The 23,457-nt window shown below is 29.8% G+C and carries 19 protein-coding genes, 1 tRNA gene and 1 riboswitch; of the genes, 18 read left to right on the forward strand and 2 right to left on the reverse strand.

Translation table 11 applies throughout. From position 1 onward, the window contains the following. Positions 1-16: 16 nt before the first annotated feature. On the reverse strand, positions 17-961 hold the full coding sequence (locus tag FHR24_RS07870) for a hypothetical protein (RefSeq protein ID WP_167186381.1): 945 nt from the start codon (positions 959-961) through the stop codon (positions 17-19). Positions 962-1,072: 111 nt separating this feature from the next. Beyond that, positions 1,073-1,283, reverse strand: a riboswitch (cobalamin riboswitch). Positions 1,284-1,332: 49 nt separating this feature from the next. Then, the gene (locus FHR24_RS07875; protein WP_167186384.1) at positions 1,333-1,806 is read right to left on the reverse strand and encodes a hypothetical protein; all 474 of its coding nucleotides are present in this window, start codon (positions 1,804-1,806) and stop codon (positions 1,333-1,335) included. A gap of 179 nt (positions 1,807-1,985) precedes the next feature. On the opposite strand from FHR24_RS07875, the gene FHR24_RS07880 reads away from it, so the two are divergent. From FHR24_RS07880 to FHR24_RS07965, 18 genes are all read left to right on the forward strand, one after another. Continuing rightward, complete coding sequence (locus FHR24_RS07880) at positions 1,986-2,978, forward strand: homocysteine S-methyltransferase family protein (protein ID WP_167186387.1); 993 nt, start codon at positions 1,986-1,988, stop codon at positions 2,976-2,978. A 101-nt stretch (positions 2,979-3,079) separates the two neighbouring features. Then, the gene (gene metH, locus FHR24_RS07885; RefSeq protein ID WP_167186390.1) at positions 3,080-5,749 is read left to right on the forward strand and encodes a methionine synthase; all 2,670 of its coding nucleotides are present in this window, start codon (positions 3,080-3,082) and stop codon (positions 5,747-5,749) included. Positions 5,750-5,879: 130 nt separating this feature from the next. Next, complete coding sequence (gene trxA, locus FHR24_RS07890) at positions 5,880-6,197, forward strand: thioredoxin (protein WP_167186393.1); 318 nt, start codon at positions 5,880-5,882, stop codon at positions 6,195-6,197. Positions 6,198-6,369: 172 nt separating this feature from the next. Further along, positions 6,370-6,443, forward strand: a tRNA-Asp gene (locus FHR24_RS07895). Positions 6,444-6,655: 212 nt separating this feature from the next. After that, positions 6,656-7,903, forward strand: coding sequence for a site-specific integrase (locus FHR24_RS07900; RefSeq protein ID WP_167186396.1), 1,248 nt, complete (start codon positions 6,656-6,658; stop codon positions 7,901-7,903). A gap of 339 nt (positions 7,904-8,242) precedes the next feature. Next, positions 8,243-8,515: a helix-turn-helix domain-containing protein gene (locus FHR24_RS07905; protein WP_167186399.1), complete on the forward strand. Its 273-nt coding sequence runs from the start codon at positions 8,243-8,245 to the stop codon at positions 8,513-8,515. A gap of 172 nt (positions 8,516-8,687) precedes the next feature. Continuing rightward, on the forward strand, positions 8,688-9,002 hold the full coding sequence (locus tag FHR24_RS07910; RefSeq protein WP_317166184.1) for a hypothetical protein: 315 nt from the start codon (positions 8,688-8,690) through the stop codon (positions 9,000-9,002). Positions 9,003-9,317: 315 nt separating this feature from the next. Beyond that, positions 9,318-9,968 (forward strand): P-loop NTPase family protein, encoded by a 651-nt coding sequence (locus tag FHR24_RS07915; RefSeq protein WP_167186405.1) that lies wholly within the window; start codon positions 9,318-9,320, stop codon positions 9,966-9,968. Positions 9,969-10,045: 77 nt separating this feature from the next. Continuing rightward, complete coding sequence (locus tag FHR24_RS07920; RefSeq protein ID WP_167186407.1) at positions 10,046-11,200, forward strand: outer membrane protein assembly factor BamD; 1,155 nt, start codon at positions 10,046-10,048, stop codon at positions 11,198-11,200. Between the two features lie 190 nt (positions 11,201-11,390). Then, on the forward strand, positions 11,391-11,993 hold the full coding sequence (locus tag FHR24_RS07925) for a hypothetical protein (RefSeq protein ID WP_167186409.1): 603 nt from the start codon (positions 11,391-11,393) through the stop codon (positions 11,991-11,993). Positions 11,994-12,437: 444 nt separating this feature from the next. Continuing rightward, entirely contained in the window at positions 12,438-13,802 is a 1,365-nt protein-coding gene (locus FHR24_RS07930; protein WP_167186411.1) for a hypothetical protein, read from the forward strand. A gap of 3 nt (positions 13,803-13,805) precedes the next feature. Next, complete coding sequence (locus FHR24_RS07935) at positions 13,806-14,234, forward strand: hypothetical protein (RefSeq protein WP_167186413.1); 429 nt, start codon at positions 13,806-13,808, stop codon at positions 14,232-14,234. Positions 14,235-14,236: 2 nt separating this feature from the next. Further along, positions 14,237-15,709 carry a hypothetical protein gene (locus FHR24_RS07940; protein WP_167186416.1) on the forward strand — a complete coding sequence of 491 codons (1,473 nt, stop codon included), beginning with the start codon at positions 14,237-14,239 and terminating at the stop codon, positions 15,707-15,709. Between the two features lie 4 nt (positions 15,710-15,713). Next, positions 15,714-19,082: an acetate and sugar kinases/Hsc70/actin family protein gene (locus FHR24_RS07945; RefSeq protein ID WP_167186419.1), complete on the forward strand. Its 3,369-nt coding sequence runs from the start codon at positions 15,714-15,716 to the stop codon at positions 19,080-19,082. A gap of 5 nt (positions 19,083-19,087) precedes the next feature. Beyond that, a complete protein-coding gene (locus tag FHR24_RS07950) occupies positions 19,088-19,729 on the forward strand; it encodes a hypothetical protein (protein ID WP_167186422.1) in 642 nt (213 codons plus the stop codon). An 8-nt stretch (positions 19,730-19,737) separates the two neighbouring features. Beyond that, complete coding sequence (locus tag FHR24_RS07955; protein ID WP_167186425.1) at positions 19,738-21,417, forward strand: hypothetical protein; 1,680 nt, start codon at positions 19,738-19,740, stop codon at positions 21,415-21,417. Continuing rightward, on the forward strand, positions 21,414-22,058 hold the full coding sequence (locus FHR24_RS07960) for a hypothetical protein (RefSeq protein WP_167186428.1): 645 nt from the start codon (positions 21,414-21,416) through the stop codon (positions 22,056-22,058). Before FHR24_RS07955 ends, FHR24_RS07960 begins: the two co-directional genes overlap by 4 nt. Then, entirely contained in the window at positions 22,051-23,454 is a 1,404-nt protein-coding gene (locus tag FHR24_RS07965; RefSeq protein ID WP_167186430.1) for a DNA/RNA non-specific endonuclease, read from the forward strand. The genes FHR24_RS07960 and FHR24_RS07965 overlap by 8 nt, the downstream gene beginning before the upstream one ends. Positions 23,455-23,457: the final 3 nt, after the last annotated feature.

Consider the following 23,457-nt stretch of genomic DNA (forward strand, 5'->3'; position numbering starts at 1 on the left):
TGGAAGAATAGGTTAATTATTCTTCATTAGTACTAAAAGATAAATCAGCAGCTCCTTTTATTTCGGTAGACATTTCTCCTAAAAAACCTAATTCTAGTTGAGCACCCGTATATACTTTTATAAAATCAATTCCTTTTAAACTTACAGAATTCATATCGGTATCTACAGCCCAATCAATATCAAAAACATTTCCATTTCCGTTTTCTTGGTAGGTGCTGTCGTAATTATCTACATATCCCCATTCTAAAGGATCTGTTGTTATAAATCCAGTTCCGTTTACTGTAGGAAATAGTCTGGTTCCGGAATAGATAACTTGATCTTGTTCACTAATAAAAAGAGGGTATTTGTTAAGAGTTCCGGCTGATACGCTGCCGTTACTTCCATTGTTATCTGTCCAAGTGACTGCTTCTGTATCGCTTTTTGGGTTGGTATACGTAGTTTTGTATTTATGTAACGTTGCTGTTTTAGTATGAGCACTCCCAGCAATTTCATACCAAGTGTCATCTGCTACTCCGTTTCCGTTTTCATCAAAAGAAACTTGAACGATTCCAGGTTCCGAAAAAGTAGAAAAAGCATTCCCATATATAATAAAATCGTTGTCATCTATTCGATTCATTACAGTGTGGTCAAAAGTAAAAATGATAGAACCTCCCCAAGCACCCAAAGAAATAAGACCTGTTTTACCTCCTACTATAGTTTCGGCAGAATCTAAATTTCCTAAGTTTTTATTAATGTATTGCCCAGGAGCAGGTCTATAAGATAAAACTTCAGAAATATATTCACTACTTTCTGATGTTGTTGGACGAGAATATTCTTTAAAAAAATCTATAGGTTCAGGATCTTCTTCTAGAGGTTGTTCTATATTCTCTTCTAAAGATTCAATACTTTCTTCTTTTTCACAAGCTGTAAAAGTAAAAAGGGATACGCTTAAAAAAGCGGCTAAAAAATGTTTGTTTGTCATTTGTTTGTATTTAAAATAGTTGATAATTCAGATTATTTTAAAAACAAAACACCAAGGAATAATAGGATAAATCCAATAAAAATTTACCCAAAGCTATAACTCCCGAAAGCTTTGTTTTTGTAATTATTGGCAGGTATTCTGACTCATTTCACTTATTTAACCCTTCCCATCATTTTACAGACAGTGGTATTGTTAAAAAGTTGTTTCTGTATTTTTAATACAGAGAAATTTACAGCAGCGGGAACTGTTCAGGATTTACACCTGATTCCCTTTTAATGCAAATGTTTTACAAACAAGTACAACCAAAAATCGTGGCAAAACTAATGTATTCTAAGGGTTATATAAAAGAAAATATAAAATAAAAAAAGGTGTTAATATTCGTGTTTTGGAGGGGTGTACATATTATTAATCAATCCATGAATAAAAGTATTGTGATTGCTGTTTATATTTAACCAACTAGTTGTTGCTTCTATAGAACTAAAAACTTCATAATGGTGATTGGTGAAATGATCATTCAGTGTATAGATCATAGAAGCAACAACCTGTTCTGGGTTAGAGGTTAGAATAGCAAGTCTAGCCAATCCTGTAAGTTTTAAGTTTTTTGAAACCCATACACCACAGTTGTAAAGATCCTCTTTACTCATTTTTATATAGGTTAGTCTAAGATCTATAATAAAAACACAATTGCTATTAAATTTTGGGTCATTAATAATTTTTGATGTTAATTCTTTAACGCTTTCTAGTGTAAAGTCTCCTTGATAATATTCTATAATTAAGGACAGGTCGTCTAGTATAGAATACTTGTATACACTTGGAATTTGAATATTAGTAGGTTTTCTGTTCATAACTGGGGTTGGGGGTAATAACAAATAAAGATAGTATAAATATAAAAATAAGTAAACTGAGTGTTTTCGCAATCATTTATAAAACAATTCTTTAATTAAAGCTATAAACCTTATATTTGCCTGTCAAAATAATGAGTAAGAATTATCTATAATTCCGACCACTTAGCCAAACAAAAATCATGGCAGATATTAGAGAAGAAATCAAAAAAAGAATATTAGTGTTAGATGGTGCTATGGGTACCATGATTCAGCAATACAAATTTACCGAAGAGGATTACAGAGGAGAACAGTTTAAAGATTTTCATGTATCTGTAAAAGGAAATAATGATATGTTGTCTATAACACAGCCTACAGCTATAAAAGAAATTCACGCAAAGTATTTTGAAGCTGGAGCAGATATTGCAGAAACCAATACATTTTCTAGTACCACCATTGCCATGGCAGATTATGAAATGGAAGAGTATGTGTATCAGCTAAACTACGAATCTGCAAAAATAGCTAAAGAAGTTGCTGATGAGTTTACCGCAAAAGAACCACACAAACCTCGTTTTGTAGCGGGATCTATAGGGCCTACAAATAGAACATTAAGCATGTCTCCAGATGTAAACGATCCGGGGTTTAGAGCTGTTTCTTTTGATGAGTTACGTATTGCATACAAACAACAAACAGAGGCTTTAATAGATGGTGGAGTAGATGTTTTATTGGTAGAAACTGTGTTTGATACCTTAAATGCAAAAGCAGCTTTATTTGCTATAGAAGAAGTAAAAGCAGAAAGAGGAATTGATATTCCTGTAATGTTAAGTGGTACAATTACGGATGCATCGGGAAGAACCTTGTCGGGACAAACAGCAGAAGCTTTTCTAATATCAGTATCTCATATTCCGTTATTAACCGTAGGATTAAATTGTGCTTTGGGAGCAGATGCTTTGGTACCTCATTTAGAAGCCATTTCTAGCAATACACAATATGGTGTATCCGCACACCCTAATGCAGGATTGCCGAATGCTTTTGGTGAATATGATGAAACTCCATCACAAATGGCAGCTCAAATTCAAGGTTATTTAGACAAAAATTTAATCAATATTATTGGGGGATGTTGCGGTACAACACCTGCACACATAAAAGCAATTGCTGATATTGCTGCTGTGGCAAATCCAAGAGAAATTGCGTAAGCAATTTAGTAATAAGTTATACATTTTATGAGTCTTTGTACTTTGTACGCTGCACTCAATACTAAGCGAAAGTAATGAGCGATATTAAACAAACAAAATACATGAAATTATCAGGATTAGAACCATTGGTTTTAGGTCCAGATATGAATTTTATCAATGTTGGAGAAAGAACAAACGTAGCTGGTTCTCGTAAGTTTTTAAGGTTAATTAAAGAAGAACAATTTGATGAAGCCTTAGCCATTGCCCTACATCAAGTAGAGGGTGGTGCTCAAATTATTGACATCAACATGGATGATGGTTTGATTGATGGAAAGGAATCTATGGTTAAGTTTTTAAATTTAATTATGGCAGAACCAGACATTGCTCGTGTGCCTATTATGATAGATTCTTCTAAGTGGGATATTATAGAGGCAGGTTTACAAGTAGTACAAGGTAAATGTGTAGTAAATTCTATTTCTTTAAAAGAAGGAGAAGAAATTTTTAAAGAACACGTTCGTAAACTTAAAATGTACGGTGCTGCTGTTATTGTTATGGCTTTTGATGAAGTTGGACAAGCAGATGATTATGAGAGTCGTTGTAGAATTGCAAAACGTTCTTACGACATTATGGTGAATGAATGTGGGTTTCCATCAGAAGATATTATTTTTGATTTAAACATATTTCCTGTAGCTACAGGAATGGAAGAGCACCGTAGAAATGCCATCGATTTTATTGAGGCAACTCATTGGGTACGTACCAATTTAACCAATGCAAGTGTAAGTGGTGGGGTAAGTAATGTTTCGTTTTCTTTTAGAGGAAACAATCCTGTGCGTGAAGCTATGCACTCGGTTTTTTTATATTATGCCATCAAAAAAGGAATGAATATGGGGATTGTAAATCCAGCCATGTTAGAGGTGTATGATGACATTCCTAAAGATTTATTAGAACATGTAGAGGATGTAATTTTAGACAGACGAGATGATGCTACAGAACGTTTGTTAGATTTTGCAGAAAGTTTTAAAGGAGAAGTAAAATCTGAAGAGCAAAAGTTGGCTTGGAGAGAATTGCCTTTACAAGAAAGAATAACTCATGGATTGGTAAAAGGAATCGACCAATTTATTGTAGAAGATGTAGAAGAAGCTCGCTTGCAGGTTGCAAAACCATTAGAAGTAATTGAAGGTCATTTAATGATTGGAATGGGGGTGGTTGGAGACTTGTTTGGTGAGGGGAAAATGTTCTTGCCACAGGTGGTAAAATCTGCTCGTGTAATGAAAAGAGCTGTAGCCCATTTAATGCCTTTTATTGAAGCTGCTAAGGATGAGAATAGTCCTGCACAAGGAAAAGTATTGTTGGCAACCGTAAAAGGAGATGTACACGATATTGGTAAAAATATTGTAGGAGTGGTTATGGCTTGTAACAATTATGCCATTGTAGATTTAGGAGTAATGGTACCACCAGAAAAAATATTACAAGCTGCTATTGATGAGAAAGTTGATGTAATAGGTTTGAGTGGATTAATTACTCCATCTTTAGATGAAATGGTTCATATTGCTAAAGAAATGCAACGTCTGGATTTTAAAATCCCTTTATTAATAGGCGGAGCAACCACATCCAAAGCGCACACAGCCGTTAAAATTGCTCCAGAATACGATGGAGGAGTAGTACATGTCTTAGATGCTTCTCGTTCTGTGCCGGTAACAAGTACCTTGATTGGTGAGGATAAAAGTATTTCTAAAGCATTTAAAGATAAAACGTATGCTGAATACGATAAGGTTCGTGAGGGGTTTTTAAACCGTGCCCGTAAAAAAGTTTACATTCCTTTAGCAGAAACTAGAAAGAACAATTACAAGTTGGAATTTAATCAAGATACTGTTTACACTCCAAACAAAACAGGGGTACAGGTGATTGATAATTTACCTTTGGAGGAATTGGTTCCCTATTTAGATTGGACACCATTTTTTCAGTCATGGGAATTACATGGGAAATATCCTGCTATTTTAGATGATGAAATTGTAGGTATACAAGCAAAAGACTTATATAACGATGCTCAAGAAATGTTAGCTAAAATCATTAAAGAAAAATGGTTTGTAGCCAAAGCTGTTTATGGATTGTTTCCTGCAAACACAGTCAATTCTGATGATATTGAAATTTATACAGATAATTCTCGTTCAGAAACCATTCAGACTATGTTAACGTTACGTCAGCAATCAAAAAAAGCAGCAGGGAAACCTCATATTGCTTTGGCAGATTATGTAGCACCAAAAGAAAGTGGTTTAGAAGATTATATAGGAGCTTTTTGTGTAACAGCAGGTTTTGGGGTAGAAGAAAAGGCAGAAGAGTATAAAAATAGCCTAGACGATTATAATAGTATTATGGTAAAAGCATTGGCAGATCGTTTTGCAGAAGCTTTTGCTGAATACTTACATGATAAAATTAGAAAACAAGATTGGGGGTACGCTAACGGAGAAGATTTATCTAATGAAGAATTGATTAAAGAATCTTACCAAGGAATTCGTCCTGCTCCAGGATATCCATCTTGTCCTGATCATACTGAAAAAACTCAGTTATGGGAGTTGTTAAATGTAAAAGAAAATATAGGTGTTGAGTTAACAGATAGTTTGGCTATGTTCCCTACAGCATCTGTTTCTGGACATTATTTTGCACATAAGGATGCTCGTTACTTTGGATTAGGTAAAATAACCAAAGAACAAGTTCACAATTTTGCAGAAAGAAGAGGATTGACTCATGCAGAAGCAGAACGTTGGTTAAGTCCCAACATGGCGGAGGAATAAAATTTTGTAAGTATCAAAGAGATTGATAGACTTATAAATAAAAGCAATTGTAGAAAACTTTGATAAGTTGAATAATTGTATATTTTTGTTAAGAGAAACAATTGAAGTAAAACATTAAAAAAATAAAATTATGGCATTAGAAATTACAGATGCAACGTTTGAAGAAGTAGTATTAAAATCAGACAAACCAGTATTAGTTGACTTTTGGGCAGCTTGGTGTGGACCTTGTAGAATGGTAGCTCCAATTATTGACGAGTTAACTGAAGAGTATGAAGGGAAGGCAGTTATAGGAAAAGTAGATGTGGATGCAAATCAAGAATTTGCAGCTAAATACGGAGTACGTAACATACCTACAGTATTAGTATTTAAAGGAGGAGAAGTAGTAGACAAGCAAGTAGGAGTAGCTCCTAAAGCAACGTATGCTGGTAAAATTGATGCAGCAATTTAATTACTATTTTACATAGATATAAAAAAAGATCACAATTTTGTGATCTTTTTTTATGCGTAAAATTCTGGTTTATAGCTAGGTATAATTAGCTGTGTGAAAAAATCAAAAAAAAGCCTACAAACCCTTTGCACAACTGTGATTTAGTTGTATATTTGCCACCGCTAACAGCAACGGTCTGGTAGTTCAGCTGGTTAGAATACCTGCCTGTCACGCAGGGGGTCGCGGGTTCGAGTCCCGTCCAGACCGCAAGAGAAAAGTTAATCTCTTCCAAAACCTTATAAACATTATGTTTATAAGGTTTTTTTGTATGTGACTATTTCATATAAAATCAAAGTATTTTATATATTTGGTTCACAAATCGGTTCACAGTTTTAAATTGTGATTTTTGTGAACCAGTTTAAATGATTTAATAGTTGATTTGACTTTCGTCCATTGTTTAACCACAAAATGACGATACTATGAAATCATTAACAACTTATTCTATCCTGTTTTGGATATACACCAATCGTGCAAAAAACGGTTATACTAGTGTATTTGCAAGAATTACAATCAATTCACAAAGAGCAAATATCAGTCTTAAAAAGAAAGTAGAAATATCAAAATGGGATTCTTCAAGAGGTAGATTAAAAGGTAATACCATTGAAGCTCGACAAATCAATAATTTTTTAGACAAGGAACAAGCTAAAATATCCAAAGCTTATCAAGAATTAGAGTACGAAGAAAAGTTAATTACTGCACAATTAGTTAAAGCAAGGTATTTAGGTACTGACCAAAAACATAAAACTTTACAAGATTTAGTAACTTATCATAATCAAATTGTAGAGAAAAAAATCCATAAGGACACTTTACGTAGTTACAAAACTTCTCAGAAATATCTTTTTTTGTATATAAATGAACTACTAAAAACTACCGATTTATATCTTAAGGAATTGGACTATCAATTTTTGTTAGGCTTTGAAACTTATCTAAGAAGCTACCAACCTACAAACGGTCAGTTAAAAATTCAGAATAATACAGTCATGAAACACATTCAAAGACTTCGTAAAATGATAAAGATGGCTGTTGAATTGGAATGGATTAACAAAGACCCTTTTATTAGATTCTCTCCTACTATTGAAAAGAAACAAAGAGAATATTTAACGGAAAACGAATTAGATAAAATTCAAAACTATCATTCAAACATTCCAAGATTACGTTTGGTAAAAGACCTGTTTTTATTTAGTTGTTATACTGGTTTATCATACATCGATATCAGAAATTTATCTCCAGATAATATTGTAAAAGGAATTGATGGGGGTAATTGGATTTTTACCAAAAGACAAAAAACAGGAACCTCTGTAAAAGTTCCATTGTTAGAACCTGCTGAAAATTTAATAGAATCATCTACCGAAAACTACCGAAAAATTGATTTCAATAAAATCTTCCCAACCATCTCTAATCAAAAGGTAAATAGTTATTTAAAAGAAATTGCAGACGTATGTGGAATTACTAAAAATTTAACCTTTCACATGGCACGTCATACTTTTGCTACAACAGTTACTTTGTCCAATGGAATTCCTATAGAAACTGTATCAAAAATGTTAGGACATACCAAGCTTACCACGACTCAGATTTACGCAAAAATTGTAGATAAAAAAGTAAGTGAAGACATGAATATCCTTAAGGAAAAATTCTCTTCCAAGTCTTATATACAAAGAGTTTCATGATAATCAACTTGAGCGTTTTCAACATGTTTTAAATAAGAGCTTTCTAATCAAACAAAGTTTATATCCAAATTATCTTTAAATCTTGTTCGTAAAATTGAATTAGAAGATGCATAAAAAATCGGTAGTTTTTGGAACTACCGAAAATAGTATTTTTACAAAAATTATTTAAATAAATTCTAAGTTACAAAACCTCAACCCCTATAGACGTTGAGGTTTTGTTTTTTAATATTTTTTTTTCGGTAGTACCGAATAGGTACCGAATAAATTCCATCAAAGCGTTGCAATTTTGAAAAACGAAAGTCAAATCAAACTATTAGTTAATCTTTAAAATTGTAAAATATGCCAACAGCAATTATTACTACAGATGATTTAAGAGAATTTAAAATTGAATTATTAGAAGATTTTAAAAAACTCTTAGAATCAAATTCATCCACAAAAACCAAAAAGTATTTAAAGTCTAATGAGATTATGGAGTTACTTCAAGTGAGTCCAGGAACCTTACAAACACTTCGAATCAATGGTACTTTACCTTACACCAAAATTGGAGGAATTATTTATTACGATGCTGAAGAAATTCAGAAAGTAATGGATGAGAACAAAGTAAAACATTGAGTTTATGGTTGAGATTAATTACATATCACATCTCAGTAATTTCTTTGTAAAAATACAAACCGACTCAAAAATGAATCCTACGCATGTAAGCATGTATATGGCTTTATTCTATCACTGGAATAAAGCCAGATTCTCATCGGAATTTTTTATCAATAGAAATGAAGTGATGCAAATGTCAAGGATTGGATCTAAGGGAACTTATCACAAATGTTTACGTGATTTATCAGAGTGGAAATATATCATTTATAAACCCTCTCATAACCCTCATATTGGAAGTAAAATTCACATGTTCAATTTTGGGACAAGTAGTGAACAAGTAGTGAACCGATACCGTACCAAAAATGGGACAACTACCGTATCAAAAGTGGGACAAGTATCGGGGCCTTATATAAACAATAATAAACATAGTAAACATTATAAACAGGAAAATCAAAATTCGGATTATTTAAAAGTTGAAAATGATAAAGATTATAACCAACCACTTTGATGGTCATCGAGCGCAGTCGAGATGAAAAAAATAGTTCCGGCCGATTTTAAAAAAATGAAAATCTTGTAACAAATGGCATACAAGATTATTTCGTAAAAATGAATCCAAAAATGTTAATCAAAATGAATTTGAAAGTTCCAAGAAATAAGTCATGTAATCATGGAAGTGCGTTTCGAAGAAGAGGAGCATGGAATGATGGAGTGACTGGTACGAAGTAATTTCATAGGAACCTTCTTGATTTTTGCATACTTTTTACTTGTGCTGAGCTTGTCGAAGTGTCAAGAAAAAGTATGGGAATAAAAAATAACAAACCTCATGCACCCACACATCATACACGAAAAAGAAACCCTATTCGAATTAGGAACCATTGAAAATAATATCATTCACTACGATTTTGATAAAATTGTAGCTTACCTCAACTACAAAGGCAGATTAACTTTTGGCAAAAACTTTAAAATTTACGAAGATGACATGTTTTTACTCTATAAGCTTTGCTTGTATTTTATCAGAGATTATAAAAAATGTGAAAAATATGGACTAGATCCCCACAAAGGAATTTTACTTTCTGGTCCCGTGGGTTGTGGAAAAACAAGTTGGATGAAATTATTAAAACATATATCTCCAAACGTTATCAATTACGAAGTAATTCCTAGCAGATTCTTAACCTTTCAATTCAATAGTAAAGGTTTTGAAGTAATAGAGAAATACGGTTCTAGCTTTTCATTTTGTTTTGACGATTTAGGAGTAGAACCAGATGGAAAACACTTTGGACAAGATTGTAATGTCATGGGAGAAATATTACTCTCTAGGTACGATTTATTTATTCAAAGTAAAAAACTAACCTTTGCTACTACCAACCTCAACGCAGAAGAAATAGGCAAACGTTACGGTTCTAGAGTTCGTTCTAGAATGCGACAGCTTTTTAATCTAGTTGCGTTTGATAAGAATTGTGGGGATAAAAGATAATGTTAATTGAGTATTTTTATACAAATTATTATTTTTGATATAACAAGTTAGGCATAAATCAAACAAAAAAACATACAATGAAACATATAGAAAAGATTTTTTCAATTGGTTTGATAATACTTATTTTATCTTCTTGTGCTGTTACAAAAGAGTATGAAAGAGCAGTTTCAACTAATTCAATAACAACATATGAAAATTATCAAAAAGAGTTCCCCAAAAGTAAGTATAAAGTAGACGTTGAAAAAAGGTTAGCATTTTTATATGAAGAACAAGCATGGAATAAGGCTGTTTCAAAAAATACAATGTATGGCTATCAAGACTATTTAAGTAAATATCCAAGTGGGAAAAATGTAGAAAATGCCAGGAAACAAATTGGTAAGATTGAAAAACAAAACGAGATAAATAAGACATGGAAGAGTGCAAAATATGAAAACACCATTGAAAGTTACAATTCATTTTTAGGTTTATATCCAAGTTCAAAATATACGTATGATGCTAAATCTAAGATCAGGAGGTTAAAGGAAGAGAATACTTGGAAAATTGCCTCTGACAAAAATACAATTAATTCATATTCCGACTATTTGAGAAGTTATCCCTATGGGAAGTATAGTAGTTCTGCAAGTGATAAGATAGGGAAACTAAAAGAGGAAAAATATGTTTTGCCTGCTTGGAATGAAACGAAAAGAAAGAATACTTACAATACATACTCGGAGTTTTTTAATAAGTATCCTAATTCATCCTATGCTTATTTAGCAAAAGACAAGATGATTAGAATTGAACAAAATGATTGGGATAAAGCCAGTCGGATTAACACAATTAAATCTTATAAAGCTTATAATAACAAATATCCATATGGAGCATATGTTAAAACTTCGGAAAAGAAAATAATTGATTTGGAAGTGGATAAAATTTTCAAAGGTGATTATGGAAAATTACCACCAATGAGTAAAACATCTTATGGTTATTCTTATAACTCTACAAATGCTATTGAAATATACAACAATACTGCATATACATTGACCATTCGATATAGTGGAGCGGATAGTAAAAAAATCGTTTTATCCCCTCGACAAAGGACTACAACAACACTTAAAAATGGAAAATATAGGATTGCAGCCTCTGTAAATGCCGCTAATGTTCAAAACTATGCAGGTAATGAAAACCTATCAGGTGGAGATTACGGTTCTGAATATTATATTAAAACAGAGTCTTATAAAACTTGGGGATATTAAAATCTGTGAAGTTAAAGAAAGATATGAATTAGCTCCTATTAGGTAAATTAGAAATGTTAGCTTATAGTGCAATCATTTAAGTTAGTGGGAAAAGGTTGTAAAGCTCTGTTTGTTGTAGATATAAGCTTACTTTTTGTACGTCAGCTATAATATTCCAAAATCATAGAAAATAACAGTAATTAAAAGAATAATGAGACCAATTTTAACAATACTTTTTTACTTAGTAGTAATTTTAAACGGATTTACTCAAAACGAATTGACTTCACAAGAACATATGAAATTTAAAGGAATACCAATAGATGGTACTTTAAAAGATTTTGTTTTAAAATTAGAAAAAAAAGGATTTACGTACGAAAAAACAGAAGAGGGTATAGCATGGTTTGGTGGAGAATTTGCATCCTATAATAATTGTATTATAGCGGTTGTAAGCTTAAAGCAAAAAGATTTAGTATGCAAAACAATTGTTCTATTTCCTGATAAAGACACATGGTCTAGTTTGTCAAATAACTATTTTTTTTTAAAAGAATTATTAACAGAAAAATATGGAGAACCATCTAAAGTGGTAGAAAAATTCGATTCTTCTATACAACCAAGTGACGATGAGGACAGAATGAGAAAGGTAAAATCATACAATTGCAAATACTATACAAACTATATTACAGACAAGGGTAAAATTCAGTTGACTATTTACCATAGTGAAAAAGATTTATACTCTAGTTGTTTTGTACGATTGTCTTATTACGATAAAATTAATGGTGAAATAATAAGGCAGAAGGCACTTAATGATCTCTAAAAATAAACCCGAATACATAGCCCTTCATAAAATTAATAAGAGGTTTGGTACTTACTCAATGTCTTGCTTTTTTAGTTAGCATAATACCTTGTTATTCTAATTCTTTGAGGTAGTTTAGTTTATACAATAGAAATAGACCCCTGCTAAGCTTAGTCAAAACCGTTGTGTTTTTTCGCTTAACGGTAAGAAAGCCTATATAAATTCTAAAATTGTATCTTATTTTAAATTAAATACGTCACTGATCTAAATGAATTAGGATGTTTTTTAAAATCATAATAACAAATGATATTATTTTGTATCAAAAAAATTTTTCATTTAAAATGAGTTACTATATTTATACAAAAATTGTTAATCATTAAAAAGTAATCACCTCCTGATTCAAAAGTTTTTAAATTATATATAAAATCATAAATCTATTGATTTTATAGTATATAAATATATTGTATGAAATATCAAAAAGAAAAATTACATCTTATAACAGGTGTGGTTTTAATGTTATTTAGCTTATTAGTTTCATGTGCAAACGAAAGAAAACCAAGAAGAAATTCGACAAACGAGAACAAAGAAAACACATTAATAGAACAAGCTTCTAATTATTCAAACACGCCAAAAACCAATTCTACGGTTACCCAATTGAATGAACTCCAGGGGGTAAATGTCTTTTTTGAAAACTCTTTAAGTATGAATGGTTATTTAGGGGGAACAAGTTTTAAAACTAATATGTTTCGTATTGATGAGTTTGCTTCTGTATATGGGGAAGAGTATCATAGTTATTTTGTAAATACAGAAGAACATCAGATAACTAATTTTTGGAAAAGAATAGAAAAAAAACAGATTAAGAAGGGAAATATTTATCAGTCTAATCATGAGTTTATTTTAAATAACGCACTTAATAAAGCATTAAATGATAGGCTTAGTATTGTCATTACAGATGGTATCTATTCAGTAAGTAATGGTGATTTAGATATTGTTCCTTTAGATATAGAAAGGGCTTTTAAAGATGTCAATACAAATGATGATATAGCTACATATGTCATTAAATTATCTTCAAATTATAATGGGACTTATTATTATGAGAATTGTGAAGATCGAAAACAAACAAAAATCAACCAAGAAAGACCTTACTATATTTTACTTTTTGGAAAGCCAAACCATATTAATGAGTTTTTAGATGCTCACAAAAAAGATCTTGTTGGCATTAAAGAATTTACAAATTTTACAAATCGTACTAATTATAGTTGTGATTATACTGTTTTAACTAAAGGTGAAGAAAAGATTGGTGATTTTGAAAGCATTAGCAGAAGTGTTTTTCCAGTTTTAAATATAAAAGATGCTGAAAAAGGAACTCCAAACAGAGCTAGTGGTAAAAATCAACTACAATTTGTGATTGCAATTAATTTAAATGATCTAAGTCTTTCTCAAAACTATTTGTTAGATAATGATAATTATACGCTTAACAATACCAAAGCTGATTATTCAATAGAATCGATAAAAGCTATAGAGAAATTGGATAAAAATTCAAAAACATACCATGAGCTTGAAAAGATTGAAGAAAGACGTAATAAAAAATATTCACATATTATCGTTGTAAACTCATCAGCTAAAATTTATGGAGACATAAATATCAAACTAAAAAAACAACTTCCTGAATGGATAAAACAAACAGGAACCAATAACGATTGCGATATTGTAGAAAACACTTCTCAAACGATAGCTTTTGATAGGCTTATCAATGGAATTTCAAAGGCTTATAAAAGAACAACAGATAAAGATGACTATATCGAGTTTTCAATAAATATTAAACACTAAATTATGAATGATTTTTTTGCACTCTTTTTTGAGTTTCTTTTTGATTATGATGCTAATCAGGATTTATTAGATGCTGTTTTTAATAATGGTGATTATAAAATGATTGGTTTGTCAATAATTCTTATATCAATTATAAGTCCTTTTCTTTTTTATAAAGTATGGGACCCAATACAAAAACAACTCTTAAAATATGTTATAACACTTTTAATAGTAGGAATTATTCAATTTGTTGTAACAAACTATGTGTTAAATATCAATAATGATATTTTAAATTTAATAGGAAACTATAGTTCAGAATCATACCATATGGATCCAGACTTATTCATAATGACGATGGGGGCTATCTCAATGATATATGTGATCATAATATCTTTTTTAACCTCTAGGGTTATAAAAAAAATGAGTATCAACAATAAATACAATCCTTTTTAAATATGGCTAAATTATATGTTTTCGGAATAGGAGGTACAGGTTCAAGAGTCATAAAGTCTTTAGCAATGCTATTAGCTTCTGGGGTAAAGTTAAATGGAAAGTTTGATACTGTTGTTCCTTTGATAGTAGATCCAGATACGGCTAATGGAGATTTAAATAGAACAATTGATATTTTAATTAAATATCAAAATATATACAATGAAATAGGGACTGATAATAATTTTTTTGGAACTAAAATTAAAACCTTAAATCAATTATTAGAAGATACGACTCCTACGGTTTCGGATCATTTTAAATTTGGATTAACCAATACAGGAGAAAAATTCAACGAATTTATTGGTTATAATGGATTAGATGAAGAGAATAGAGCTTTAATAGATTTACTTTTTAGTGAAAATAATATAGCAGCTGATATGACTGTGGGTTTTAAAGGAAATCCAAACATAGGAAGTGTAGTTTTAAATAAATTCACAGAGTCAGATGAGTATAAAAACTTTTGTAATACATTTAATGAAGGAGATGCCGTTTTTATTGTAAGTTCTATTTTTGGAGGTACTGGAGCTTCAGGGTTTCCATTGCTACTAAAAAATTTAAGAGAGAATGATGCTGCTATTCATAATTCAAACTTTATTAGTCAGTGTAAGATTGGAGCTATTAGTTATTTACCTTATTTTAAAGTAGCCGAAAGTTCAGGAACACCTGAAAGTGAAATTGATTCTAAAACATTTTATAGCAAAGCAAAAGCAGCTTTAAATTATTATGAACATTCCATATTTAATAAAAAAGATTCATTAAGTGCTTTTTATTATTTAGGAGATCATTCTAATAATATAATGCCCTATGCAGAAGGAAAATCTTCTCAAAAAAACAATGCACATTTTTTAGAACTAACAGGAGCTTTATCTGTTGTTGACTTTGTTAAAAACATAGACACTTTTAATAACAATAGCTCAATTATAAAAGAGTTTGGTATTGAGGAAGATTCTAAAGAAAAATTAGTCTTTAAAAACTTAGGAGAATGGTCTAAAGATACATTAATGCTTCCTATTGCTAAATTTGTATTATTTGATAAGTTTCTAACAAAATCTTTAAAAAATTTAAAAGAGTCTAAAGGAAGTTTTAAAGGAGAAAATGGAGTAGAATTAGCTTTTTATAACAAAGATTTTTACAACTTATACCTGTCTAAGTTTTTAAATTATTTTTCTGAATGGATAGATGAAATGGATGACAACGATATTTCTTTTGCTCCGTTTCATGACAATCAAGAGCATAAATATTTATTAGATTTTATAAAAGAAACAGAAGTTTCTAGGGGAGGTTTCCTTAAAACAAATAATGCAAATGGAGACATTATTATAAAAGAATTACATAAAATTATAAGTGAAAAAAAGTTTGATAATGAAACGGTACCATCAAGATTTATAAAATCGTTTGATGTAGTTCTAGAGAATCAAATTAATACTATAATACACTAAAGCTATGGGGAAAAAAGTTTTTAGAATACATAATGAAGGAGCTAATAGTGTTGATTGGTTTTCTTCAGATAATATTAATTCATCTGTCATTGAGTCAATCAAAACAGATGGAGGTAACGGTCAATCATTACCTACGTCAATCCCAAGTCCATTTGCTAGAATAGACCTTGTAAGAACTGCTTTTAAGACATTAGGAACTACTGGAGAATTAGATGGAGTAACAAAAAATGGAATTTGTGTAGCAACAGACAATCACAAATTAGTATCCGATGCATTAGATATTGGGCAGATTTTTTTCAATTTTGACAAACATCAAAAAGATTTACAACTTATTTCATGGTCAAAAAAAGATAGTATTGAAAAACTACTTAATTCTGGAGATCCTAATCATGTACATCTAGGTAAAACTTTAGAGTTGTTTTTAAAACAAGATAGCAAACAATACAACTTTAATGAACTTGAAGAAATTGTAATTCTTAAATACAAGTATAAGGTTATAGGTGGAACTTCTCCTAGAACACTTTTCTTCGCAAGTCCTAATCAAATAGAAACCAGTATTAATTTTGGTCAAGACACCATGTTAGACCAAAAATTATTACCACTATATAAAAGAGAAAAAAATTACATAAAATATTTATTTGCACTTAGCAAACAATCAAAATTTGATTTTTATTTTCCTGAATTAAACAGTTATCTTTTAAAAACATGGGAACAGTTAAGATCTTTTAATGCTCAATTATTTGATGAATTAATGTCAATGGACATTACTACTTATCTGGAATCTTTAAGCCCTGTTTATTTTTCAAACAATACAGGCCACCCTCTTAGTATTATTGAAAATATTTCTATAAAACAATTTAAAAGAAATATAATAGCACTAGCAAAAGAAAGTGATTTTGTAATTGACTCTATCAAAGAAGACATAAAACCTTTAGTTTTACCTACAGAGCATTTTGCTTATAAGTTAAAGTATACAGAAGATTTTTGGAATCCAAAAACGGAAGTGCCTTATTTTGATCCAACACCTGTTTTAGAAAGAACGTTACCGGAGCAAGGAGATAAATATCCTTACTTAACTATGAATGATTTTCTTGCGGATGAAATTATAAAATTGCCATATAAAATAGATACATCTAAATTTGTTTCTTTTGGCAGTGAAGACTATTTATTGCCATTAAAAGATACTTTCTTTGATTATTTTACAACGGAAGATTTATTAACAAAAAAACTGTTGGCTATAAAAGAATTAGCGGGTGAAAGTGTAGAGGTAAGTTTAAAAATTCCAATTAAAAAAGGATACATTAGTTACAGAAAAATTTATCACACAAAACAATCCGATGATATTTTGGTGTCAAATGATAAAGGGGTAATCAAAGAAGCTTCATTCGCTTTGGCAATATACCCATTCACCAAAGGTGAAAATATTCAACAGCAATATACAATAGGTATTGCCAATCCAGCGTATGATTTAAATAGTATAGGAGTAGAAATATACAATGATGAAGCTAATAAAAAATTAAAACCGCTAACGTCTCAAAAGAGAAGTCAAAATATTTGTGAAACTATTCAAACAGTAGTGAGTGAATCTTTTGATAGGGTAAAAGTATCTCTAGATCAATTCTATGGTATGCTAATTCCTGCTTTTGTAAATATAGAAGCTAATGGTGGTGATGTATATACCTTTTCAATAGATTTAGGTACTACAAATACTCATATTGAATATAAAATAGAGGGAAAAGGAAGTTCAAAACCTTTTGATATCTTAAATAATGAACAACAAATAGCGTTTAGTTTCCCTTTTGAATTGTCTTATAGATCTGATATTTTAGGTAGGATTAAAGACAGTCAAAATTATTTAAAGCAAGAAATTATACCCGTTTCTATTGGAAACGACTCTCTTTATAAAGTACCGTTTAGAACCAGTTTATTAGAAAATAAAAACATTAATTACAACAAACCTTCTTTTCTTTTTGCTGATGCAAATATTGCTTTTGATTATGAAAAAATACCATTAAGACCTTATTTAAAGTCGATTACTAACTTAAAATGGTCTACAGAAACAAATAATGAAAAACAAATAGCTCATTATATTGAAGAATTGTTACAACTATGTAAAAACAAAGTAACAGTTAACAATGGAAACTTAAAGGAGACTAAAGTAATATGGTTTTTCCCAGTGAGTATGACTACAAATCATTTAAGAAAATTTAGAAATATTTGGGTTGAAAAATTTGAAAAAGTATTCAATAAAGATGCAGAAAACAATTTATCTGACTTTCCTGAAAGCGTAGCCCCTTTTTATTATTTTAAGGAAGTTGAATCAATCAAACATTCTGCAAAACCTTCTGTTTCAATTGATATTGGTGGAGGAACAACGGATATAATGATTTTTGAGAATAATAAACCACAAGTTATATCTTCCTTTAATTTTGCAGGGAATTCTATTTTTGGAAATGGATTTAATGGGAATATAAATTCAAATGGTTTTGTACAAAAATATAAAGAGAGCATTTCAAAAATATTTGAAGAGAATAAGTTAACAGATGAGCAAGTAATATTTGATAGAATTTACAATGAATATCAGTCTTCTTCAGATTTTATAAATTTCTTATTCTCTTTAATCGACAATCAGAAAGTCATTGATAAACATTTAGATTTAGATTTTAACAAAATGTTGTCTAATGATGAGGACTTTAAGATAATATTCCTAACATTCTATTCTTCTATTATTTATCACATTGCTCAATTGATGAAAATGGATGGATACGATATTCCCCGAAACATTGTTTTTAGTGGAACAGGATCTAAGACGGTTAAGATTTTAGATAATAGCAAAAAGTTAGATACACTAACAGATGTTTTCTCTAAAATTTTCGAGAAAGTTTATGGAGAAGAAGTGGATCAGATGACTCTAAAATCAACAGAAAATCCTAAACAAGTAACTTGTAAAGGTGGTTTCTATATTGATAGTGATTTTACTATCAAACACAGTAAATTAACCAAAATAAATCTGGGTGCTTTTGATAAAAATATTATTCAAAATAAATTTTTAGATGATGATTCAACTGTTTTTTATAAAGATTTAAATGATGATTTATATAAAGACGTTATTTTAAATGTAAATCAATTTTATAAGTTTTTAGAGGAAATAATAAGAGAATTAGATTTAAAGAATGAAATAGGCTTGTCTAATAACTCAATTGAGATGTTTAATAAGTTAAAAAATCATGATCAGTTAGATCATATTATAAATGGGGTACAGTTATTAAAAAAAGATACAATAGATACTGATGTAATAGATCAAACACTTTTCTTTTACCCTATAATTGGATTAATTTATGAAATTTCATCTGAATTAAACGATTTAAATTAGTAAATATGGTGACATTAAATACAACAAATATTACAATTATTTTGTCTGCTTCTCTTGTAGTGGCTATGGTTATAATCTTTTTTTTAATGCTAAAGAACAAGAAATTAAAATTAGAAATTACAGATATAAAAGAAAAGCTTAGAAAAATAAAAAAAGAGTTGGAGTTAAGAAATTTTAGACCTCGAGAACCTAGGAGTAAGCAAATTTTAAAAGAAGAAAGTGTTCTTGTTAAAAACGAGACTCCAAAGATTCAAGAAGTAGCGAAAGATGATGTAATTTCCGAAACCATTGAATTAAATGTGTCAAGTAAAAGTATTGACAATACAAGAACTGTGATTTATCTACCTGGACCTTTTGAAGATTCTAAGTTTGCTGTAGAAGAGGCAAAAGATATTAAAAAAGAAAATACTTTATACAAAATAACACTAGAGAATAAAACGGCAACTATTGGAGTCTTAGAAATCCTTTCAGATGTAGATTTTTCAAGAGCTTTAAGTTCTTCAAAACAATATCTGGAAACTGCATGTAGCTATAAAAATGCATTCTCTATATCATCTAAAAAAATTAAACAAGTTGAACCAGGTAAAGTAGAATTAAGAGGTACAGATTGGGTTGTCTTAAATAAAATTAAAATTGAATTTCAATAAAATAAAAAATGCTAGTTATTTTAATAGAGAATATAAAAGGTTTCAACTTATTACAAAAAACAGAATTGGTTTTTGTAGGTTTAATTATAGCTTATCAAATATATCTATTATTTAGATTAATAAATCTGGTAAGTATTTTTAAAAATATATTTAAAATTTTGCCCGTAGTAAATAATATTAATGGTGATGTTAAGAATGAAGGAAGTGTAGGTGATTACTTATCAATTACAGAAGCAACAAACCCTACGTTCCAAAGAATTTTAGATGCTATTAACAACTATTTAAATAAAAATAAAGGGGCTACAGTAGAATTTAATATTCTTAAAGATATTGTCGATAGAAATGTTGACATAGACGAAGAAGATATCAATAATAGAATCCCAGCTCCTTTATATGCAGGATTAGCAGCAACCATGTTGGGAATTATTTTTGGTTTATTCAACATGGATTTTGATATAAACACAGAGTCATCGGATTTAATTAACAATATTGAACCCTTAATATTTGGTGTTAAAATTGCAATGATTGCAAGTGTAACGGGATTAATAATAACTACGTTTTTTTCAGTATTTCTGTTTAAAAAATCCAAAACCCAAATGGACATTGGTAGAAATGATTTTTTAGGGTTGTTACAAAGAGATTTGTTGCCAAGAATGGAACAGTCTAAATTACCAGAGGTAAGTATCCTTTCTCGTAAATTAGATCATTTTGCATTAAATACTATAAGTTCTATAGATAAACTGGATACTGTTGTTGCTAACTCAATCTCAGTTATAGAAAATGAAAAGAAATTAATTGAAGAAATTAAGTCATTAGATATAACAAAGGTTTCTAGTTCAAATTTAGATATTTTCAACAAATTAAAAGGAATGATGGATTCCTTTGATAAGTTTGCTATATACTATACTACGCTTAATAAATCTCTTGCTACTACAGATAAATTGCTAGTCAATCTTGACAAATTTGTAAATGCTACAGAAAATGTCAATGCCATTTTAGAATCAATAAAAAATCAAATTGTTACAACGGAAAAAGCAACAAACTTTTTTAATCAACACATCAAATCTTTTGAAAGGTATCAAGAAGCTATAAATGAAGCAATTGCATCAACAGACTCTAAAATGAGTGATGCAATTATTAAGCTAGGTGAATCGGTAAGTAATCAGATGGATGTTTTTAATGTTGCCGTGTCTAGTTATGATGAAAAATTAAAACTAGCTTTTGAAAATTCTACTAAAAATTTCACAGAGGTATTAAGATCACAAGCTGAACAAAACGGTATTTTAATCAAAAACTTAACAGAAAAAGTTACAATTACACTAGAAGATAGCTATAAGAATCAATTAAGAACCAATGAAAAGTTAATTAGCAATTTTTCTGATGAAATATCAAATACATTAAAGAATAGCTTACATAGTTTTGAGCAATTTAAAGAATTAAATAAACTTGATGAACTTGCAATCATTAAGAATGAGATTCAAACAATGAATACCAATATAAGGACCAGTCAAGATGAAATGGCTGACTTTATAAAAAACACATTGGATGCAGAAAAAAAGGCAAATACAATTACGCTTAAGCCAAAGAAAACTTTATTAGAAAAAATCAATGTATACGTGCAATTTGTGACCTACATATTAGTTATTTCTATTTGTATTTGGTTTCTTATTAAAGAACTAAAAGCATGAAAAAAAGTAGCTACTTTTGGGTGGGATACTCTGATTTAATGACAAGTATGTTTTTTTTAATGCTTGTTTTATATGTGGTAACCTTTACTCAGTTAAAAACTGAAATTCAGAAGCTAATTGTGACTCAAACAATGGTGGATAAAATAAAAGAAATTCAGAATGCTTTAAATTCTTTAGATGAAAAATATTTCGAATTTGACAAAGAAAGTAAAAGGTACAAGTTAAAAATTGATGCTAGTTTTAGACCAGGGAGTAAGAATATTTTTGATATCCCGACAGATAAAAGAGAGGAGCTTTTTGATGCAGGGAATGAATTGTATAACAAATTAGAATCAATTATAAAGCAAAATAAAAATGTAGATTATCTTTTAATTATTGAAGGAAATACGGCTAGGTACCAGAATAATTATTTAGAAAATCCTGATAGAGGTTATGAGTTGAGTTATCAAAGAGCTTTAGCGTTAAATAATTTTTGGAAATCTAAAGGAATAGACTTTATAAAATTAGCACCTCAATGCGAAATTATTTTAGCGGGTAGTGGTTATTTTGGTCAGTCTCGTGATAATATCATTGAAAGTAATAACAAACGTTTTACCATTCAAATTACTTCTAAAATAGGTAAATTAATAGAAAATGATTAATAAGAGAATTGTAACCTTTACATTTTTAATCATATTAACAACCATTGTTACTTCATGTGTGAATTGTTCTAGGTCTGCAAGATCTAAATTAAGAAACACAGATGAAAACCATCAGATTCATAATACGAATAGAGAAAAAAAAGAAGTCAAAAAACAAACAGTAAATAATTTACCTTCATTGTTTCAAAAACTTCAAAAAAGTGTTTTTATGATTTATGGTGTAGATAGCCATAATGAAATAATTCAAGGGAGTGGTTTTGTGATTGATAAATCTGGAATTTGTATAACAAATTATCATGTACTTAAAAACTTAAATAAATGTAAGATTAAATTATATGATGGTAAAACATATCATATAACAGAAATCATTCAAGCTAGTAATCAAGAGGCTTTAGATTATGTGATTTTTAAAATAAATACAACTTTCAATCATAGTTTAGAAATTAGCAAACAAAACTCTCAAATAGGAGATGATGTGTTTGCGATTGGAAGCCCACGTGGTCTCGAAAATACACTAACAAAAGGAGCTATATCTCAGTTCAGAAACAATAAATACATTCAAATTGATGCAACTATTGATCATGGTAGTTCTGGAGGTCCATTATTTAATATGAAAGGTGAAGTGATAGGAATAACAACTTCTGGAATTGAAGGATCAGACTTAAATTTTGCTATTGATATCTCAAAAGTTCCAATTAAAAATATATTCAGAGAAAAAAAAGAGAAGTTAAACATAACTTTTGATAATCATACTTCTACTACAGGTCAAATAATACATCATAGTTTTTACACATTGTCTTATGTTGAAAAATATGAACAACCAGAATGGGTTGCATATAAGTTAATCCCTCAGTATTTGGTTAAAAAAGTAGAACGTAGGAATCGTTTTAAAATTGACAGAGCAGTAAAAACAGGTTCTGCTACTTTAACTGATTATAAGGGTTCAGGTTATGATCGAGGTCATTTAGCTCCTGCTGGTGCGATGTCATTCAGTAGTGTTGCAATGGAGGATAGTTTTTATATGAGTAATATGTCTCCACAAGTACCAGGTTTTAATAGAGGAATTTGGAAAAGTTTAGAAAGTAAAGTAAGGTATTGGACTTCATCATCCGATAGTTTGTATGTTGTTAGTGGTCCTATTCTAAAAAATATATCAAAAACAATCGGTGAAAATAAAGTAGGAGTCCCAAATTATTACTATAAAGTAATTGTAAAGTTCAAAAACAACAAAACTCAAGCTTGTGCCTTTTTATTACCCAATAAAAAAAGCAACAAAAAGCTAAATGATTACCTGTGTACAATTGATGAAATTGAAGAATTATCAGGGATAGATTTTAATGTGAACTTTCCTAATAGTTTAGAAAATGAATTAGAAAAAAAATATGATTTTTTCTAAGTA

Origin of the sequence: Wenyingzhuangia heitensis (assembly GCF_011762155.1) — a bacterium.
Taxonomy (GTDB): Bacteria; Bacteroidota; Bacteroidia; order Flavobacteriales; family Flavobacteriaceae; genus Wenyingzhuangia; species Wenyingzhuangia heitensis.

Coding starts and splice junctions, on each gene's coding strand:
- FHR24_RS07965 (WP_167186430.1), top strand. CDS start 22,051: ATGATTAATAAGAGAATTGTAACCTTTACATTTTTAATCATATTAACA.
- FHR24_RS07875 (WP_167186384.1), bottom strand. CDS start 1,806: ATGAACAGAAAACCTACTAATATTCAAATTCCAAGTGTATACAAGTAT.
- FHR24_RS07950 (WP_167186422.1), top strand. CDS start 19,088: ATGGTGACATTAAATACAACAAATATTACAATTATTTTGTCTGCTTCT.
- metH (WP_167186390.1), top strand. CDS start 3,080: ATGAAATTATCAGGATTAGAACCATTGGTTTTAGGTCCAGATATGAAT.
- FHR24_RS07915 (WP_167186405.1), top strand. CDS start 9,318: ATGCACCCACACATCATACACGAAAAAGAAACCCTATTCGAATTAGGA.
- FHR24_RS07940 (WP_167186416.1), top strand. CDS start 14,237: ATGGCTAAATTATATGTTTTCGGAATAGGAGGTACAGGTTCAAGAGTC.
- FHR24_RS07960 (WP_167186428.1), top strand. CDS start 21,414: ATGAAAAAAAGTAGCTACTTTTGGGTGGGATACTCTGATTTAATGACA.
- trxA (WP_167186393.1), top strand. CDS start 5,880: ATGGCATTAGAAATTACAGATGCAACGTTTGAAGAAGTAGTATTAAAA.
- FHR24_RS07905 (WP_167186399.1), top strand. CDS start 8,243: ATGCCAACAGCAATTATTACTACAGATGATTTAAGAGAATTTAAAATT.
- FHR24_RS07945 (WP_167186419.1), top strand. CDS start 15,714: ATGGGGAAAAAAGTTTTTAGAATACATAATGAAGGAGCTAATAGTGTT.
- FHR24_RS07930 (WP_167186411.1), top strand. CDS start 12,438: ATGAAATATCAAAAAGAAAAATTACATCTTATAACAGGTGTGGTTTTA.
- FHR24_RS07910 (WP_317166184.1), top strand. CDS start 8,688: ATGTCAAGGATTGGATCTAAGGGAACTTATCACAAATGTTTACGTGAT.
- FHR24_RS07870 (WP_167186381.1), bottom strand. CDS start 961: ATGACAAACAAACATTTTTTAGCCGCTTTTTTAAGCGTATCCCTTTTT.
- FHR24_RS07920 (WP_167186407.1), top strand. CDS start 10,046: ATGAAACATATAGAAAAGATTTTTTCAATTGGTTTGATAATACTTATT.
- FHR24_RS07900 (WP_167186396.1), top strand. CDS start 6,656: ATGAAATCATTAACAACTTATTCTATCCTGTTTTGGATATACACCAAT.
- FHR24_RS07935 (WP_167186413.1), top strand. CDS start 13,806: ATGAATGATTTTTTTGCACTCTTTTTTGAGTTTCTTTTTGATTATGAT.
- FHR24_RS07955 (WP_167186425.1), top strand. CDS start 19,738: ATGCTAGTTATTTTAATAGAGAATATAAAAGGTTTCAACTTATTACAA.
- FHR24_RS07880 (WP_167186387.1), top strand. CDS start 1,986: ATGGCAGATATTAGAGAAGAAATCAAAAAAAGAATATTAGTGTTAGAT.
- FHR24_RS07925 (WP_167186409.1), top strand. CDS start 11,391: ATGAGACCAATTTTAACAATACTTTTTTACTTAGTAGTAATTTTAAAC.